This is a genomic window from Nocardioides sp., from assembly GCF_036493135.1.
Classification (GTDB): domain Bacteria; phylum Actinomycetota; class Actinomycetes; order Propionibacteriales; family Nocardioidaceae; genus Nocardioides.
Genome location: NZ_DASXQG010000078.1, coordinates 15,900 through 33,435, shown reverse-complemented (window position 1 = coordinate 33,435; position 17,536 = coordinate 15,900). Strand labels below are relative to the sequence as shown.

At 71.0% G+C, this 17,536-nt stretch carries 16 protein-coding genes; 8 read left to right on the top strand and 8 right to left on the bottom strand.

Annotated elements, in window-relative coordinates; translation table 11 throughout:
* From VGJ24_RS15030 to lpdA, 3 genes are all read right to left on the bottom strand, one after another.
* A partial coding sequence (locus VGJ24_RS15030) for a SpoIID/LytB domain-containing protein (protein ID WP_331501446.1) occupies nt 1–1,143 on the bottom strand: 1,143 nt, incomplete at its 3' end.
* A gap of 69 nt (nt 1,144–1,212) precedes the next feature.
* Complete coding sequence (locus VGJ24_RS15025) at nt 1,213–2,610, bottom strand: NAD(P)H-quinone dehydrogenase (protein WP_331501445.1); 1,398 nt, start codon at nt 2,608–2,610, stop codon at nt 1,213–1,215.
* 173 nt (nt 2,611–2,783) lie between these two features.
* The gene (gene lpdA, locus VGJ24_RS15020) at nt 2,784–4,205 is read right to left on the bottom strand and encodes a dihydrolipoyl dehydrogenase (protein ID WP_331501444.1); all 1,422 of its coding nucleotides are present in this window, start codon (nt 4,203–4,205) and stop codon (nt 2,784–2,786) included.
* A gap of 85 nt (nt 4,206–4,290) precedes the next feature.
* Here lpdA and VGJ24_RS15015 point away from each other — a divergent pair, with 85 nt between their 5' ends.
* Complete coding sequence (locus tag VGJ24_RS15015; protein WP_331501443.1) at nt 4,291–4,743, top strand: gamma-glutamylcyclotransferase; 453 nt, start codon at nt 4,291–4,293, stop codon at nt 4,741–4,743.
* A gap of 28 nt (nt 4,744–4,771) precedes the next feature.
* On the opposite strand, the gene VGJ24_RS15010 is transcribed toward VGJ24_RS15015, so the two are convergent.
* Entirely contained in the window at nt 4,772–6,289 is a 1,518-nt protein-coding gene (locus VGJ24_RS15010) for a hypothetical protein (RefSeq protein WP_331501442.1), read from the bottom strand.
* 328 nt (nt 6,290–6,617) lie between these two features.
* On the opposite strand from VGJ24_RS15010, the gene VGJ24_RS15005 reads away from it, so the two are divergent.
* Nucleotides 6,618–7,424 carry a purine-nucleoside phosphorylase gene (locus VGJ24_RS15005; RefSeq protein WP_331501441.1) on the top strand — a complete coding sequence of 269 codons (807 nt, stop codon included), beginning with the start codon at nt 6,618–6,620 and terminating at the stop codon, nt 7,422–7,424.
* A 47-nt stretch (nt 7,425–7,471) separates the two neighbouring features.
* On the opposite strand, the gene VGJ24_RS15000 is transcribed toward VGJ24_RS15005, so the two are convergent.
* Entirely contained in the window at nt 7,472–8,044 is a 573-nt protein-coding gene (locus VGJ24_RS15000) for a HEAT repeat domain-containing protein (RefSeq protein ID WP_331501440.1), read from the bottom strand.
* Between the two features lie 10 nt (nt 8,045–8,054).
* On the opposite strand from VGJ24_RS15000, the gene VGJ24_RS14995 reads away from it, so the two are divergent.
* Nucleotides 8,055–9,722 carry a phospho-sugar mutase gene (locus VGJ24_RS14995; protein ID WP_414691095.1) on the top strand — a complete coding sequence of 556 codons (1,668 nt, stop codon included), beginning with the start codon at nt 8,055–8,057 and terminating at the stop codon, nt 9,720–9,722.
* An 18-nt stretch (nt 9,723–9,740) separates the two neighbouring features.
* On the opposite strand, the gene VGJ24_RS14990 is transcribed toward VGJ24_RS14995, so the two are convergent.
* On the bottom strand, nt 9,741–10,385 hold the full coding sequence (locus VGJ24_RS14990) for a hypothetical protein (protein ID WP_331501438.1): 645 nt from the start codon (nt 10,383–10,385) through the stop codon (nt 9,741–9,743).
* Between the two features lie 23 nt (nt 10,386–10,408).
* Between VGJ24_RS14990 and deoC the strand changes: the two genes are divergently transcribed.
* Genes deoC through VGJ24_RS14975 form a run of 3 tightly spaced genes read left to right on the top strand, consistent with a single transcriptional unit; the run spans nt 10,409 to nt 13,706 of the window.
* Nucleotides 10,409–11,377: a deoxyribose-phosphate aldolase gene (gene deoC / locus VGJ24_RS14985; protein WP_414691094.1), complete on the top strand. Its 969-nt coding sequence runs from the start codon at nt 10,409–10,411 to the stop codon at nt 11,375–11,377.
* A complete protein-coding gene (locus VGJ24_RS14980) occupies nt 11,377–12,840 on the top strand; it encodes an aldehyde dehydrogenase family protein (protein ID WP_331501437.1) in 1,464 nt (487 codons plus the stop codon). The genes deoC and VGJ24_RS14980 overlap by 1 nt, the downstream gene beginning before the upstream one ends.
* On the top strand, nt 12,837–13,706 hold the full coding sequence (locus VGJ24_RS14975) for an aldehyde dehydrogenase family protein (protein ID WP_331501436.1): 870 nt from the start codon (nt 12,837–12,839) through the stop codon (nt 13,704–13,706). The genes VGJ24_RS14980 and VGJ24_RS14975 overlap by 4 nt, the downstream gene beginning before the upstream one ends.
* Nucleotides 13,707–13,724: 18 nt before the next feature.
* Here the strand turns inward: VGJ24_RS14975 and VGJ24_RS14970 are convergent, their stop codons facing one another.
* The gene (locus VGJ24_RS14970) at nt 13,725–15,137 is read right to left on the bottom strand and encodes a hypothetical protein (RefSeq protein ID WP_331501435.1); all 1,413 of its coding nucleotides are present in this window, start codon (nt 15,135–15,137) and stop codon (nt 13,725–13,727) included.
* Nucleotides 15,138–15,307: 170 nt separating this feature from the next.
* On the opposite strand from VGJ24_RS14970, the gene VGJ24_RS14965 reads away from it, so the two are divergent.
* Nucleotides 15,308–15,949, top strand: a complete 642-nt coding sequence (locus VGJ24_RS14965) for an ATP-binding protein (protein WP_331501434.1) — start codon at nt 15,308–15,310, stop codon at nt 15,947–15,949.
* Between the two features lie 3 nt (nt 15,950–15,952).
* On the opposite strand, the gene VGJ24_RS14960 is transcribed toward VGJ24_RS14965, so the two are convergent.
* Nucleotides 15,953–17,029: an adenosine deaminase gene (locus tag VGJ24_RS14960; RefSeq protein ID WP_331501433.1), complete on the bottom strand. Its 1,077-nt coding sequence runs from the start codon at nt 17,027–17,029 to the stop codon at nt 15,953–15,955.
* A gap of 52 nt (nt 17,030–17,081) precedes the next feature.
* Between VGJ24_RS14960 and VGJ24_RS14955 the strand changes: the two genes are divergently transcribed.
* A complete protein-coding gene (locus tag VGJ24_RS14955) occupies nt 17,082–17,534 on the top strand; it encodes a MaoC family dehydratase (protein WP_331501432.1) in 453 nt (150 codons plus the stop codon).
* Nucleotides 17,535–17,536: the final 2 nt, after the last annotated feature.

The window sequence follows — 17,536 nt, the reverse complement described above, 5'->3', positions numbered from 1 at the left end:
TTTCACCGAGACGTCGTGATGGCTGCCGCCGAGCGTCATCTTCTCGACCCGTCCGCCCCACTGGCCGTTCCCGTCCCGGCTGTCGATCGTGATCGAGGTGAGGTCGCCCAGGGCCGGCCACGCCTTCTCGATCTTCGCCGCGGAGACCTTCGCCGTCCAGGAGTGGTTCGGGTTGCCCGAGAACTTCTCGTAGGGATCCTTCTTCGCGGGCAGGTAGGGCTTGCCGCCGTACGCCGTCCAGCCGCCGTTGCTGGAGCTGAACTGGGTGAACGCGGGAGCTCCGTGGAACATCCGGACCTGGCCTGCGGTCTTGGCCACGGCCCGGTTGGACGTCGGGAACTCGGCGGACTCGCCGCCGTACACCTGGCACTCGGAGGTGTCGCAGAGGTTCCAGCGCGGGTTCGTGGAGCTGCGCGCCTCGAACGCCGCGTACGTGCGGGCGGCGATCGCCTGGGCGCGCAGTGCCGCCTGCTCCCACAAGGCCGGCATCTCCTGCGGGACGACGCCGCGCACGTAGCTGTCCAGCGACACCTTGTTCACCGTGACCCGACGGCTGCTCGGGGCGCCGACCGGCGTGCGCGACTGCAGAACGCCCCGATAGGTCACCTTGCCGGAGCCCAGCACCAGCGTGATCGGCTTCGCGGCGCGGAACTCGGCGTCACCGGCGAGCTTCTTCCAGACGTGCCAGCCGTGGTTGCGGTAGGAGACCTTGGTCCTGCCGCCGCTGGCGGGCGCGAGGCGCCACTGCGTCGCCTTTCCGGCGGCGCCCTTCGTCGGGACCTTGGTCGTCCTGCCGTGGCCGAGGGCGTGGACCCGGAGCCCCGCACGGTTGACGACCGTGGTGTTGTGGTCGGTGTCGGCCGTGATCAGCACCTTCACCGAGCCGCCCACGTGGCCGGCCTTGGTGTGCGGGTAGTAGAACCTCACGATCTGTGTCGCGCTGAGCCCCTTCTTCGCCGCGCCGTGCGCGCCGTACTGGCTGAGGCCGTGGCCGTGCCCGTAGCCGTGACCGGCGATGGTCAGGGTCGCGTGGTGCGGGATCCGGATGACGGCGGCGCCGGCCGGGGCTCCGTTCAGGACCAGGGCGGCCGCGGCGAGCACCCCGGTCAGTGCGGTCCTCGTGCGGGTACGACGCGAGCTCATGTGGTGGTTCTCCCCGTTGAAGTGTGTCGGGCGTGGCCCTCCGGACAAGGATGCAGGTGAACACAAGCCTCAGACGCGATGCAACCTGCGGGCCGCCTCGGCGACCGAGCCGCTGATCGACGGGTAGACCGTGAACGCCTGCGCGAGCTGGTCGGCCGTCATCGACTGGGCCACGGCGATCGAGACCGGGTGGATCAGCTCGCTGGCCCGCGGTGCGACCACGACGCCGCCCACGACGATCCCGGTGGCCGGCCGGCAGAACAGCTTCACGAAGCCGTCGCGGACGCCCTGCATCTTGGCCCGCGCGTTGCCGGCGAGAGGCAGGGTGACCTGGTTGGCCTGGATCTCGCCGCGGTCGACGGCCTGCTGCGACCAGCCGACCGTCGCGATCTCCGGCGCGGTGAACACGTTGGAGGAGACCTTCTTGAGGTCCAGCGGAGAGACGGCGTCGCCGAGGAAGTGCCACATCGCGATCCGGCCCTGCATCGCCGCGACGCTGGCCAGCATCAGGACGCCGGTGCAGTCGCCGGCGGCGTACACGCCGCGCGCGCTGGTGCGCGAGACCCGGTCGACCACGACGAACCCACCGTCGTCGGTGTCGATGCCGGCCGAGTCGAGCCCGAGCCCGGCGGTGTTCGGGACGGAGCCGACCGCCAGGATGCAGTGGGACCCCTGGACGGTGCGCCCGTCGGTGAGGGTGACCGTCACGGTGTCCCCGTCGCGGGCGACCGCCGCCATCCGGGACCTCCCCAGCACGTGCATGCCGCGCCGGGTGAGCACCTCCTCGAGAACGGCGGCGGCGTCGGCGTCCTCGCCGGGCAGCACCCGGTCGCGGCTGGAGACCAGGGTGACCTCGACACCGAGCGCGAGGTAGGCGCTGGCGAACTCCGCCCCGGTCACGCCGGAGCCGACCACGATCAGGTGCTCGGGCAGCTCGGTGAGGTCGTAGACCTGCTCCCACGTGAGGATGCGCTCGCCGTCGGGGCGCGCCTCGGGCGTGGTGCGCGGAGCGGCCCCGGTGGCGAGCAGGACCGCGTCCGCGGCCAGCCGCTCCTCGCCGTCCGCCGTCGTCACCAGTACGCCGTCCGGCCCGTCGAGCCTCCCGCGCCCCCGGAGGACCCGGACGCCCTCCTTCTCGAGCCGGCGGCCGATGTCGTCGCTCTGGTCGCGGGCCAGCTGTTTGACCCGGGCGTTGACCCGGGCCAGATCCACGGTCACCGGCCCGGTCGAGTCCGCGCTCTCGCCGAGGCTCACCGCGAGCTCGCGCGCGCCCGCGACGTCGGTCATCAGCTCGGCGGTGGCGATCAGGGTCTTGCTGGGCACACAGTCGGTGAGCACGGCCGACCCGCCCACGCCGTCGGAGTCGACGAGCGTGACCTCCGCCCCCAGCTGCGCCGCCACCAGACCGGCCTCGTAGCCACCGGGTCCCCCGCCGACGATGACGACGTGGGTCGGAGACGCGGGCATGCGGTCATTCTGTCAAGCGGCCCTCCGACATGGCGCATGAGGCCCGAAGTGGGGCCTTTTCAGGGCCCAAGTGTGAGTTCTCCGGGGTCGACGTAGGAGTTCTCCGGGGACCACACCCCTCTCGGCCGCGGAGAAGCCCCACTTCGGCCGCGGAGAACCCCCACCTCGGCCCGCTAGAGATTGATCATGTGCCCGGCGATGCCGTGCACGGTCTCCTTGATCGCCTCCGACAGCGTCGGGTGGGCGAAGACGTTGCGAGCGACCTCGTCGGCGGTGAGGTCCCACTTCTGCGCCAGGGTCAGCACCGGCAGCAGCTCGGTGACGTCGGGACCGATCATGTGGGCGCCGAGGATCTCGTTGTACTCCGCGTCGGCGACGACCTTCACGAAGCCGACGGCCTCGCCGAGCCCCTGGGCCTTGCCGTTGGCCGAGAACGGGAACGTCGCGGTCTTCACGTCGTACCCCTTCTCCTTCGCCTGCTCCTCGGTGTAGCCGAAGGAGCCGATCTGCGGCTGGCAGTACGTCGCGCGCGGGGCGAAGTCGTGGGCGACCGGCATGGTCTCGACGCCGCCGATCGTCTCGGCCGCGACGATGCCCATCGCCTCGGCCACGTGGGCGAGCATCAGCTTCCCGGTGACGTCGCCGATGGCGAACACGTGCGGCACGTTGGTCCGGCAGTAGTCGTCGACGACGATCGCGCCGCGCTCCGTGGCGACGCCCAGCGACTCCAGCCCGTAACCCTCCAGGCGCGGTGCGAAGCCGATCGCCTGGAGCACCTTGTCGGCCTCCAGCGTCTCGGAGGCGCCGTCCTTCGACACCGTGACCTTGACCTTCTCACCCGACTCGGCGCCGGCGTCCGAGATCGACTCGACCTTGGTCCCGAGCAGCACCTTCACGCCGAGCTTCTTGTAGTGCTTGAGCAGCTCCTTGGAGATGTCGGCGTCCTCGGTCGGCACCATCCGGTCGAGGAACTCCACGATCGTCACGTCCACGCCGAAGTTCGCCAGGATGTAGGCGAACTCCACGCCGATCGCGCCCGACCCGGCGATGATCACCGAGCCCGGCAGCTCGGGGTCGAGGATCTGCTCCTCGTAGGTGACGACCCGCTCGCTCAGCGTGGTGCCGGGGATCAGTCGCGTGGTGGCGCCGGTGCCGATGATCAGGTCGTCGTAGGTGTAGGTCACACGACCGGTGTCGTTGAGGTCGACCTGGATCGAGCCGGGGCCGTCTGCATCGCGAGGAAGCAGCGTGCCCCACCCGTCGATCTCGGTGATCTTGTTCTTCTTCATCAGGAAGTGGACGCCGCGCACGATGCCGGCGCTCACCTTCCGGGACCGCTCATGAGTCGGCCCGAACGCCATCGTCGCCTCGCCCTGGATCCCGAAGACGTCCTTCTCGCGGGTCAGCACGTGCGCCAGCTCGGCGTTCCGCAACAGCGCCTTCGACGGGATGCAGCCGACGTTCAGGCAGACCCCGCCCCAGTATTTCTTCTCGATCACCGCGACGGACTTGCCGAGCTGCGCCGCCCGGATGGCCGCGACGTACCCACCGGGGCCGGCGCCGAGGACGATCACGTCGAAGTGTTGGTCGCTCACCCGCCCAGCCTAGTGACCCCCCTGGTCCACCCGGTGGTTGAGGAGGTCGGTCTGCGCCCGTCTCGAAACCACTACCCTGCTGCCCGTGCCTCTGTACGCCGCCTACGCGTCGAACCTCGACCCGCGGCGCATGGGACAGCGGTGCCCCCATTCCCCGCTGCAGACCACCGGGTGGCTGATCGGCTGGCGGCTCACCTTCGGCGGTGAGGACCTCGGCTGGGACGGCGCGCTCTCCACGATCGTCGAGGACCCGATCGAGCAGGTCTTCGTCGCGGTGTACGACGTGTCGCGCGAGGACGAGGCCAACCTCGACGGCTGGGAGTCCACCAACACCGGGCTGTATCGCAAGGTCAAGGTCCGGGTCTCGACGATGACCGGTGAGCTGTTGACATGGACCTACGTGCTCGACGCGTTCGAGGGTGGCCTGCCCAGCGCGTCGTACCTCGGCGTGGTCGCCGACGCCGCCGAGGCGGCCGACGCACCCGCGGACTACGTCGCGGGGCTGCGGCTGCGGCCCTGTCGCTCGACCGGTCTCTGACCAGCCGGGTGGCGCGAACCGTCCGGACTCAGTGCCGGCGGACCAGGACCGTCATCGTGAAGTCGGTCGTCACGCCGTAGGCGTTCTCGACGTGCACGGTGAGGATCTGCCTGCCCCGGGGGGCGCGCGCACACATGAGGTCGTAGGGTCCGGAACCGTCCTCGCTGGTGCACGCCACCGAGCCGACCTCTGCCCACGCCGACGTCGGCGGGGAATGGGTGTGGGAGTCCGGGGTCGCCTCGACGGTCACCGCGAACCCGCGGGCGACCCTGGCGCCCGACGCCGGGGACGTGACCGAGACGTTCGGGCCGTACACGGTGCCGCGTAGCGGGTCGCTGCGCGCGGACCAGCCGTCCTGGTTCAGCGCCCGCACGGTGAACGTCGTACGCCCGATCGCGCTCTTGTCGAGCGGGACGTGCACCGAGGTGTGGTAGCCCGCCGGGCTGCGTACGTAGGTGGACCTCCCGCTCGGCCACGACGTCACCCGGTAGCCGAGGACGATCTGCCCGTTGTCGGTCGGCGCGTCCCAGCGGACCTGGTAGCCACCACCACCCACCTGGGCAGCGGACCGGACGACGGGAGCGTCGGGGACCGCGGTGGTCCGGTCGAACCCGACGCGCACCTTGGCGTGCCGCCCGGTCGCGACCGTGGTGATGCGGATGTGCTCCGGCGTGGTCAGGCTGCTCCCCACCGGGAGTGCGGAGTTGGTCAGGTCGCCGTCGGGATAGGAGATGCCGGTCGGGTTGCCCGGCGACGCGTCGACGAGCTCGACCGGCCCGCCGTCGACCTGCCGGCGGATCATCACGCCGGGGATCGTCCGCCCGATGACCGGGCTGTGCTGCGGCTGGTACTCCACCCAGTACGTCGTGCCTCCCGACCGGATCCGCAGGGCCTGCTCGGCCGACCGCGAGTGCTGGACGTCGGCGAGCCGGAAGGTGCCCGAGCGCCGGACGTCCCTGATCTTGCCGGCCCAGCCGAGCCGGACCAGCTCCGGAGCGGAGAAGAAGCCCTTCGAGTGGCCCATCGCGTCCCAGCTGTCGCCGTACTCCACGGGCAGGCACGTGCCACCGAGCGCGACGCGGCGTCCGTCCTGGCGGCAGACCACGCCGTACGCGTGCCCGAGGCCCATGTTGTGCCCGAGCTCGTGGACCAGGGTTGCCATCCCGGGTGACGCGTAGCGGATCCAGCTCACCCGCCCCGGCAGCTGCGCCGCCGACGAGGCAGCGCGGCACTGCTCGGTGAACAGCATCAACCGGTCGAAGCGGCCGGGGTGGTAGCCGGCCCGGCGCAGGGCCGTCGTCGCGGCCCGGACGGAGCCGATCTGGGTGTTGCACATCGTGTCCGCCGAGGCGCGCACGTGGACCCAACGGCTCACCGTGACGTGGAGGTGCTGCCGGCCGCGGGAGACGTGCGCGTAGTAGGTGGCCGTCCGGCGCAGGTCCGTGTGCATCTCTCGCAGCGACGGGTACGACGGCGGCCGGGCGTCCCAGTACAGCCGGGCGGCCAGCAGCCGGACGTGCTCCGGCGGCCGGAGCTTCCCAGACACGCCGGTGGCACTCGAGTCGCCCCGTGCTCGGTCGTGATGGTGGTGGCCCAGGGCGTGCAGCCCGGGAGGGGAGGGAGTGGGGCCCGCGGCAGCGACAGCTGCTGCGGGTACGGCGAGGACTGGCACAGCCAGCACTAGCGCGACGTAACGCGGACCCCCCAACGGTCAACCCCCCAGTTGGACCTGTGCCCAGGCTGAGGCATGACGCCCGCCCAGGACAATCATCTCAAGGGATGATCTTGATACCCATTCGCACTAGACGACCTAGGGTCGCGATCCTAGCGATCCGGGCCCGGACCACCGCTCACGGGTGATCTAGGCTCACGCCGTGACCCCTCAGGAGCAGGCCCAGGAGGCCGCCGACACGCTTGCCCGCCTGACCGGGGTCGAGCGCCACGACGTCGCCCTCGTGCTCGGGTCCGGATGGCTCCCGGCGGCCGAGGCGCTGAGTCCGGATGAGGGTGGCGAGAGCACGGTCGAGATCGCCACCACCGACCTGCCGGGCTTCTCGGCGGCCGCCGTCGCCGGGCACTCCGGCAAGATCCGCAGCATCCGGTCCGGCGACCAGAACCTGCTGGTCTTCCTGAGCCGCACTCACTACTACGAGGGCAAGGGCGTCGCTGCCGTCGTCCACCCGGTGCGCACCGCCGCGGCCGCGGGCTGCCGCACCATCGTGCTGACCAACGGCTGCGGCGGGCTCAAGGAGACGTGGACGCCGGGCACGCCGGTGCTGATCCGCGACCACATCAACCTCACGGCCCGGTCGCCGATCGAGGGTGCCCACTTCGTCGACCTCACCGACCTCTACTCCGCTCGGCTTCGCGGGCTGTGCCGCGAGGTCGAGCCGTCCCTGGACGAGGGCGTGTACGTCCAGTTCCCCGGACCCCACTACGAGACGCCCGCCGAGATCGAGATGGTGCGCCGCATCGGCGGAGACCTGGTGGGGATGAGCACCACCCTCGAGGCGATCGCCGCCCGCGAGGCCGGGATGGAGGTGCTCGGCATCTCGCTGGTCACCAACCTCGCCGCCGGCATCTCGGGCCAGCCGTTGGACCACGCCGAGGTGCTCGAGGCGGGCCGGGCCGCCGCCACCCGGATGGGCGACCTGCTGACCCGGGTCGTCCCCCGGATCTGATCACTCGACCAGGCGCGCTCGGAGGCCCGCCGCGTCCCAGGCCCGCCTCACGGGTCGAGCCGCGGCAGGTCGAGGCGCTTCGCCATCCGCTCGTACGCCCGGGCCGCGTGCTCGCGCACCCACTCCTCGGGGTCGTGCAGCACCGCGAGGACGGCGTCCGCGTGCTCGGTGTCGCCGACGACGCCGAGCGTGCGGACCGCGTTGGCCCGGACGCGGGGCAACTCATGACGGGTGAGCACCGCGGCTCCCGGACCCGACCCGGCCACGTCGTACTTGGCGGAGACCTTCAGGCACATCTCGGCGGGCCGGTAGTGCTCGTCGCCCAGCCCCCTCACCACGGGATCCGTGGCCGCGTCGTCCCAGCAGTGGAGGAGGCCGCGGCCGCCCCACGTGCGGACCCAGTAGTCCTTCCACACCGTCGGGTCGCGGATCGGCTCACCCTCGGCCCAGTCGTGTCCGGTCAGGTAGCGCAGCTCCGGGACGTACGCCGTGCGGTCGGCCCCGCCGAGCAGGTCGACGCACACCTCGACGAACCGGCCGCGCCCGACCAGAGCGTCCAGCTCGCGGATGCGGGCCGCGACCGGGCGCTGGCCGGGCTCGGGCGTCGGGAGGGTGCTCACCCGTCCGATCATGCCGCTCCCCACCCCCGGCACCACTAGCCTGCGGTGGGTGAGCGACCTGATCGAGCGCGCCCGGGCCTGGGCTGCCGACGACCCCGACCCGACCACACGCGCCGAGCTGGAGGCGCTCCTCGAGCAGGGCGAGACGGCCGAGCTGGCGGACCGCTTCGACGGCACGCTGGAGTTCGGCACGGCCGGTCTACGCGGTGAGCTGGGCGCCGGCTCCAACCGGATGAACCGTGTGGTCGTGACCCGCACGGCGGCCGGGCTCGCGGCGTACCTGAAGGATCAGGGCGCCGTGCGCGACGCCTCCGTCGTGATCGGGTACGACGCGCGCCACAACTCCGACGTCTTCGCGCGCGACACCGCCGAGGTGATGACCGGCGCCGGGCTCCGCGCACTGGTCCTCCCCCGCCCGCTGCCCACGCCGCTGCTCGCGTTCGCGATCCGCGAGCTGGGCTGCGTCGCGGGCGTGATGGTGACCGCCAGCCACAACCCCCCTCGCGACAACGGATACAAGGTCTACCTGGGCGACGGCAGCCAGATCGTGCCACCGGCCGACGCCGAGATCGCCGCCCGGATCGAGGCGGTCGGGGCCCTGGTCGACGTCCCGCGCGGCGACGGCTGGACGATCCTCGGCGACAGCATCGTGGACACCTACCTCGACACCGTCGCCGGTCTCGCCGGCGACGGCCCGCGCGACCTGCACCTGGTCTACACGCCCCTGCACGGCGTGGGTGGCACCTCGGTGACGCAGGTGCTCGAGACGGCCGGCTTCGACGCGCCGTACGTCGTACCGCAGCAGGAGCAGCCCGACGCCGACTTCCCCACCGTGTCCTTCCCCAACCCGGAGGAGCCGGGCGCCATGGACCTCGCGATGGCGCTGGCGGCGGACAAGCAGGTCGACCTGGTGGTGGCCAACGACCCCGACGCCGACCGGTGTGCCGCCGCCGTGCCGGACGCGCACGGCTGGCGGATGCTGCGCGGAGACGAGGTCGGGGCGCTGTTGGCCCACCACCTCCTCACCGGCGGCCACGCCGGCACCTACGCGTGCTCGATCGTCTCCTCGAGCCTGTTGAGCAAGATGGCAGCCGCGGCCGGGCAGCCGTTCGCCGAGACCCTCACCGGCTTCAAGTGGATCAGCAAGGTCGAGGGCCTGGTGTTCGGCTACGAGGAGGCGCTCGGCTACTGCGTCGACCCGGAGCACGTGAAGGACAAGGACGGCGTGTCCGCGCTGCTGCTGCTCTGCGAGCTCGCGGCCGCCGAGAAGGCGCAGGGCCGCACCCTGGTCGACGTCCTGGACGATCTCGCCCTCGCCCACGGGCTCCACGCCACCGACCAGCTCTCGGTGCGGGTCACCGATCTGGATGAGATCGCCGCGGCCATGGACCGGCTCCGGGCGACTCCACCCCGCGCGCTGGGCGGGCTCCAGGTGGAGTCCGTGGACGACCTGGCTCGAGGTGACGGTGGCCTGCCGCCCACCGAGGGGCTGCGCTACCGGCTCGGCAGCGGGGCCCGCGTGATCGTGCGCCCGAGCGGCACCGAGCCGAAGCTGAAGTGCTACCTCGAGGTCGTGGTGCCGGTGGACGAAGAGGCCGGCGTCGATGCCGCCCGCATCTCGGCGGCCGCCCGCCTCGACGCGCTGCGCGACGACATCAAGGCCTCCGCCGGGATCTAGCCGAGATCTAGCCGGGATCTAGATGATTAGCGCCACCACGAAGGCGACCGCGAGTACCGCCAGGACGGCGATCTCGAGCCAGGCCGGGCGCCGGAGGACCTGCGAGCCGAGCTCGTACTCCTCCTCCGACCGCTCCGCGATGCCCCGGCGGGCGCGGTCGTCGGCCGCCAGGTGCGCGATCCGCTGCTCCACGAAGTCGGGATAGGCGAGCTCGTGGTCGACGTCGGTCTGGATGGCCCCGCCGGCGAGCCGCTCCTCCGACAGCCCCGGCGTCAGGATCTGCGGACTGCCGCCCCATTTCATCTCGGTCCGCACGGTCTTCCGCAGGGAGCGGCTGATCGCCGGGCAGATGTACTTCCGGCCGCCCGAGCGGACCAGCAGGTAGCGGCGTACCAGCACCGTCTCCACCGAGGCAAGCGGGATCGAGACGTTCCAGAACAGCGTCTTCAGGTGCAGCTCGGTGGTCGAGGCGGACACGCTCGGGCGCAGCATCACCAGCCAGACGAACACCGCGGCGAACGCGCAGGCGACGACTCCGGGCACCGCGACGTGTGCCGACTCGGACACGATGAGGACGGCGGCGACGAACGCACAGAGGGCGAGGCCCAGGACACCCATGAACCGGCCGTTGGTCGGCCGGAATCTCTCGATCTCCTCGGTCACCCGATGAACTCTATGCTGGGTCGGTGACGACCACAGCCACCCAGCCCGCCGGCCCAGGTAACGATTGGGAGGACGTCGCCGCGTCGGAGTCGTCGCTGAAGCGGTTCCTGCACGGTCTGCCCGGCGTCGACCAGGTCGGGGCCGAGCAGCGGGCCGCGGGCCTCGGCACCCGCTCGATCAAGACCTCGGCCAAGGCCTACGCGATCGATCTGGCGATCTCGATGGTCGACCTCACGACCCTCGAGGGCCAGGACACGGCCGGCAAGGTCAGCGCCCTCTCGGCCAAGGCGATGCGACCCGACCCCGCCGACCCGACCTGCCCGTCGGTGGCGGCGGTCTGCGTCTATCCCGACATGGTGGCCACCGCCAAGCAGGCCCTCGGGTCCAGCGGCGTCCACGTCGCCTCCGTCGCGACCGCCTTCCCGAGCGGCCGGGCGGCGATGGATGTGAAGCTCGCCGACACCCGTGACGCGGTGGCCGCGGGCGCTGACGAGGTCGACATGGTGATCGACCGCGGCGCCTTCCTGGCCGGTCACTACCTCCAGGTGTTCGAGGAGATCGCGGCCGTCCGCGAGGCCTCTGGACCTGCTCACCTCAAGGTCATCCTGGAGACGGGCGAGCTCCAGACCTACGACAACGTACGTCGCGCGGGCTGGCTGGCGATGATGGCCGGTGCGCACTTCATCAAGACGTCCACCGGCAAGGTCCAGCCCGCCGCCACACCGCCGGTCACGCTGGTGATGCTCGAGGCGGTCCGCGACTACCGCGAGCAGACCGGGCAGATGATCGGGGTGAAGCCCGCCGGCGGCATCCGCACCAGCAAGGACGCGATCAAGTACCTCGTGATGGTCAACGAGGTCGCCGGGCCCGACTGGCTCGACCCCGACTGGTTCCGCTTCGGCGCCTCCACGCTGCTCAACGACCTGCTGATGCAGCGCACCAAGCTCGCCACCGGCCGCTACTCCGGCCCCGACTACTTCACCCTGGACTGATGATGGTTTCGACAAGCCCAACCGGCGCGAAGTTCGAGTACGCCCCGGCTCCCGAGTCCCGCGCGATCGTCGACATCAAGCCGTCGTACGGCCTGTTCGTGAACGGCGAGTTCGTCGACGGGCACGGCCACAGCTTCAAGACCATCAGCCCCTCGACCGAGGAGGTTCTCGCCGAGGTCGCCGAGGCCGACGAGGCGGACGTCGACCTCGCCGTGAAGGCCGCGCGACGAGCCCACAGCCGGGTCTGGGGCCGGATACCCGGCAAGGAGCGCGCCAAGTACCTGTTCCGGATCGCGCGGATCATCCAGGAGCGCGGCCGCGAGCTCGCGGTGCTGGAGTCGATCGACAACGGCAAGCCGATCAAGGAGACCCGCGACGTCGACGTCCCGATCGCCGCGGCGCACTTCTTCTACTACGCCGGCTGGGCCGACAAGCTGGAGTACTCCGGCCACGGGACGCAGAGCCTCGGCGTCGCCGGCCAGGTCATCCCGTGGAACTTCCCGCTGCTGATGCTGTCGTGGAAGATCGCGCCGGCGCTGGCCTGCGGCAACACCGTCGTGCTGAAGCCGGCCGAGACCACGCCGTTGACGGCTCTGCTCTTCGCCGAGATCTGCCAGCAGGCGGACCTTCCGCCCGGTGTCGTCAACATCATCACCGGCGCCGGCGACACCGGCCGCGCCCTGGTCTCCCACCCGGACGTCGACAAGGTGGCGTTCACGGGTTCCACCGAGGTCGGGCGGGCGATCGCGAAGTCCGTGGCCGGCTCTGACAAGCGGGTCACCCTCGAGCTCGGCGGCAAGGCCGCCAACATCGTGTTCGACGACGCCCCGCTCGACCAGGCGGTCGAGGGCATCGTCAACGGCATCTTCTTCAACCAGGGACATGTCTGCTGCGCGGGCTCGCGTCTCCTCGTGCAGGAGAGCGTCGGCGACGAGGTGCTGGCGCGGCTCAAGCGCCGGATGGCCACCCTGCGGCTCGGCGACCCGCTCGACAAGAACACCGACGTCGGGGCCATCAACTCCGCGGAGCAGCTGGCCAAGATCCGCGAGCTGTCCGAGATCGGTGAGCAGGAGGGGGCCGAGCGCTGGTCGGCCCCGTGCGAGCTGCCCGACCACGGCTTCTGGTTCGCACCCACGATCTTCACCGGTGTCACCCAGGCCCACCGGATCGCCCGCGAGGAGATCTTCGGTCCGGTGCTGTCGGTGCTGACGTTCCGCACGCCGGCAGAGGCGATCGAGAAGGCCAACAACACGCCGTACGGGCTGTCGGCCGGTGTCTGGACCGACAAGGGGTCGCGGATCCTGAAGGTGGCCAACGCGCTCCGAGCCGGCGTGGTCTGGGCCAACACGTTCAACAAGTTCGACCCGACCAGCCCGTTCGGCGGCTACAAGGAGTCGGGGTATGGCCGCGAGGGCGGTCGTCACGGCCTGGAGGGCTACTTGAAGGGGCAGAGTCTCAAGTGACGCGCATCGATGTCAGGAAGACCTACAAGCTGTTCATCGGCGGCGCGTTCCCGCGCTCGGAGTCCGGCCACTCCTACGTCGTCAACGATGTGCGGGGCCGGTTCGTCGCGAACGCCGCCCTGGCCTCTCGCAAGGACGCCCGCGACGCGGTCGCGGCGGCGCGCAAGGCGTTCCCCGGCTGGGCCGGGCGCACGGCGTACAACCGGGGCCAGGTGGTCTACCGGATCGCGGAGGTGATGGAGGACCGCCGGCCGCAGTTCGTCGAGGCGCTGCGCCGGGGTGAGGGACGGACGGCCGCGGCCGCGGGCAAGGTGCTCGACGAGTCCATCGACCGTCTGGTCTGGTACGCCGGGTGGGCCGACAAGCTCACCCAGGTCGTCGGCAACGCCAACCCCGTCGCCGGGCCGTTCTTCAACCTCTCCACTCCGGAGCCGACCGGCGTGGTCGCGGTGCTCGCCCCCCAGGAGTCCAGCCTGCTCGGCCTGGTCAGCGTGGTCGCGCCGGTGATCATCAGCGGCAACACCGTCGTCGTCGCGTCGTCCACCGACCGTCCGCTGCCCGCCGTGACCCTCGCCGAGGTGCTCGCGACCTCCGACGTGCCCGGCGGCGTGGTCAACATCCTGACCGGTTCGCTGGACCGCACGGCCGTCACGCTGGCGTCGCACATGGATGTCAACGCGATCGACCTGACCGGCCTGGCCGGCGACCCCGAGCAGGCGACGGCGCTCGAGGTCGAGGCCGCCGCGAACCTCAAGCGGGTACGCCGAGCGCCGGCCGCCGAGCCCGACTGGAGCGAGGACCCGGGACTCGACCGGATGACCGGCGTCCTGGAGACGAAGACCGTCTGGCACCCGATCGGCGTCTGAACCCGAGCGCCGGGTCGGTCACCGCTTGGACTTCACCAGCACCGGCCGGTAGGTGACGGTGAGCCTGGCCCCGCCCCTCGCCTTGCTGGAGGCGCCGAACTCGCTCACCTTCGTCCTGGCGCTGTGCGGGAGCCGGACCGTGGCGCGCCTGAACGGGTTCCAGTACACGCGGCCGACGCCGTGGGCGTAGGTGATCTTGCAGGTGTAGGTGCCGTGCCTGTCGGTGCTGCACGGCGGCTTCACGGCGGTGCCGATCAGGGTGCCACGCATCCACCCCTGGATCCGGGTGAAGGCGACGCCCGCCGGCGTCAGCCGCCCGGCCGTGCGCTCGGTCGGGTCCGTCAGGAGCGTGTTGCCGAGCGTGCCACCACCGGGCATCACGCCCATGTCGTAGGCGTACCAGTCCACTCGCTTGACGCCTCGAGCAGCGTTCAACAGGTACGTCCGCATCACGTAGGCGACCTGTCGCGCCTGGGGGATCGGCGCGGCCGGTGTCCCGGAACCCATCCCGTAGTTGACCTCGGTGTTCCAGATCGGGATCGAGGACGGGACGTGGCGCTTGGCCAACAGGCCGCGCACCGTCCTGAGCAGGACCATCGAGTCCTCCGGAGTCGACGTGCGCGTACGGCCGTGCGCCAGGGGGATGGTCCCGGTCGGGTACAGGTTGAGCGAGATCGCGTCGACGTACTTCCAGACCGGCCTGTGGGTGGACGGCACCCTGGTCGCGTAGAACGCCGAGATGACCTTCTGCTCGAACTTCAACCGGGTGACCATCGCCGGCGCGATGATCTGGGCACCCCGGTCGACCTTGTTGCGCACGTCGTACGCGGCCTTGGTGAGGCGGGCGAGCTGAACGTTGGTGCCGGTCCAGAACGTGCTGATGTTGGCCTCGTTCCAGACCTGGTACGCCGCGATGCCGCGGTAGCCCCAGTGCTGGGCGCGGTAGCGCTTCATCACCGCGGTCAGGTACGCCCGGTACAGACCGAGGTCGGGCGCGTCGGTGCTCCGCGCCGCGGCGTACGACGGGGAGAGGCCGACGACCAGGGTGACCGAGGTCCCGTTCCGGTGGGCTTTGCGCACCACGGTGTCGAGGGGAGCCCAGTTCCACGTGGTGCGGGTGGGTTGGATCGCCGGCCAGTCCGTGCCGGCATCCCACAGCCGGATCGACCGGGTGCTCCGGTGTGACAGCGACGTCAGGAACCGGTCGTGCACTCCGAACAGGCGCGGGTCGACCTTGACCTTCCTGACCTTCCCCTGGTGGTGCTGCCCGCGTTCGACGGGGAAGCTGGCCGAGGCCAACGTCTCTCCCGTCGGTGCCGTGTGTGCCGTCGGTGCCGTCGCCGACGCCAGCACGGCGAGCGCTGCGACCAGCGACGTCGCGAGGAGCGCGCGGGCGCGGATGGCACTGCGTCGAGGGCGCGACACATGCATGTGTTCTTCTCCGTCACAGGGTCTTGGGGGCCGGCGTCGTCCGAGAGAGACCACTGGCCAGTCTCAGTTCTTTTACCTTTCAGCGCGGCCGATTCGGCAAAATCGGGCCGTCCGGCGATGCGGGACGGGCCGGTCCGGCCCCGTGCCGGGCGCTCCGGCACAATGTCGCGGTGCCCCCTCCGGACCCGCCCCCACCGGTCCCACCCGGTCAGATCGGTGCCCGCGTCGTGGTGCTGGCCGGACCGTCGGGAGTCGGGAAGTCGCGGTTGGCAGCGCACACGGGTCTCCCGGTGCTCCGGCTCGACGACTTCTACCGCAACGGCGACGACCCAGGGCTCCCTCGCATCGACCACGGCGCCAACGCCGGGCTCGTCGACTGGGACGATCCCCGCTCCTGGCACCACGACGAGGCCTTCCGGGCCATCTGCGAGCTGGCCACCACCGGCCGCACCGTGGCGCCGGTCTACGACATCGCCCGCAACGGCCCCTCCGGGACGCACGTGGTGGAGCTGGACGGTGCGTCGTTGTTCGTGGCCGAGGGGATCTTCGCCCAGGAGATCGTCGCCGCCTGCCGGGCCCACGGAGTGCTCGCCGCCGCCCTGTGCCTGAGCCAGCACCCGCTGGTGACGTTCTGGCGCCGGCTCACCCGCGACCTGCGCGAGCACCGCAAGCCGCCGCTGGTCCTGCTCCGTCGAGGATGGGCGCTGATGCGGGACCAGCGCCGCGTCATCGCCGACGCCGCGGCGCTCGGGTGTGAGGTCGTTCCCGTCACCGAGGCCGGCGAGCGGATCCGGGCCCTCCTCCAGCCTTGAGGGTCAGCCGGCGCCGAGAGCGGCATAGCCGGGCTTGACGACGTCCTCGATGATCGCCAGCCGCTCGTCGAACGGCAGGAAGGCGGACTTCATCGCATTGATCGTGAACCAGCGCAGGCGCGCGAGGTCGTAGCCGAAGGCATCGACGAGTGCGGCCATCTCGCTGGTCATCGAGGTCTGGCTCATCAGCCGGTTGTCGGTGTTCACCGTGACCCGGAAGCGCAGCTCGGTGAGCAGGCCGATCGGGTGCTCGGCGATCGAGGACGCGGCACCGGTCTGGATGTTCGAGGCCGGAGCGAGCTCGAGCGGGATGCGCTTGTCGCGGACGTACGCCGCAAGCCGTCCGAGGTGGGCCTCGCCGTCGTCATCCACCGTGATGTCGTCGACGATCCGGACGCCGTGGCCGAGGCGGTCGGCGCCGCACCACTGGATCGCCTCCCAGATCGACGGCAGCCCGAAGGCCTCGCCGGCGTGGATGGTGAAGTGGGAGTTCTGACGCTGGAGGTACTCGAACGCGTCGAGGTGCCGGGTCGGGGGGAAGCCCGCCTCGGCACCCGCGATGTCGAACCCGACCACTCCGGAGTCGCGCCAGGCCACGGACAGCTCAGCGATCTCGCGGGACCGCGCCTGGTGGCGCATCGCGGTGAGCAGCTGACGCACCACGATCCTGCCGTCGGCGTCGACCATGCCCGCCTCGAAGCCCGACCGGACCGCGCCGACCACCTGATCGAGGGTCAGGCCGCTGCTCACGTGCTGCTCCGGGGCGTAGCGGATCTCGGCGTACACGACACCATCCGCCGCGAGGTCGGCGACGGACTCACGGGCGACCCGCTCGAGGGCCTCCTCGGTCTGCATCACCGCGACGGTGTGGTCGAACGTCTCGAGGTAGCGCACCAGGGAGCCCGAGTCCGCGGACTCGGCGAACCACCGCCCGAGCGACTCCGCGTCGTCGGCCGGGAGCCGGTGACCGACCTGCTCGGCCAGCTCGAGCACCGTCTGCGGACGAAGCCCGCCGTCGAGGTGGTCGTGCAGCAGCACCTTCGGAGCCCGCTGGATCTGGTCACGGGTAAGTTCGGACATGACCCCAGCCTTCCAGATGCGGCCTGGCAGACCGACCTCCGCAGGAGACTCCATGCGCGTGCTCGACGACCTCGACGAGCTGGCCTCACTGACCGGCGAGGAGCTCGGCACCAGCGAGTGGCTGGAGATCGACCAGGGTCGGGTGAACGCGTTCGCCGACGCGACCGGTGACCACCAGTGGATCCACGTCGACGTGGAGCGCGCGGCGGCCGGCCCGTTCGGGGGGACGATCGCACACGGCTACCTCACGCTGTCCCTGATCCCCTACCTCGGCAGCCAGGTCTTCTACCTGGAGACGGCCGGCGCGAAACTCAACTACGGCGTGAACAAGGTCCGCTTCCCGAGCCCGCTCCGAGTCGGCTCCCGCATCCGCAGCCGGGTTGTTCTGGGTGAGGTCACCGACGTGCCCGCCGGCCGGCAGCTCACGTTCCGTCACACCGTCGAGATCGAGGGCCACGACAAGCCCGCCTGCGTCGCCGAGACCGTCGTCCTGCTGCTCGAGTGAGG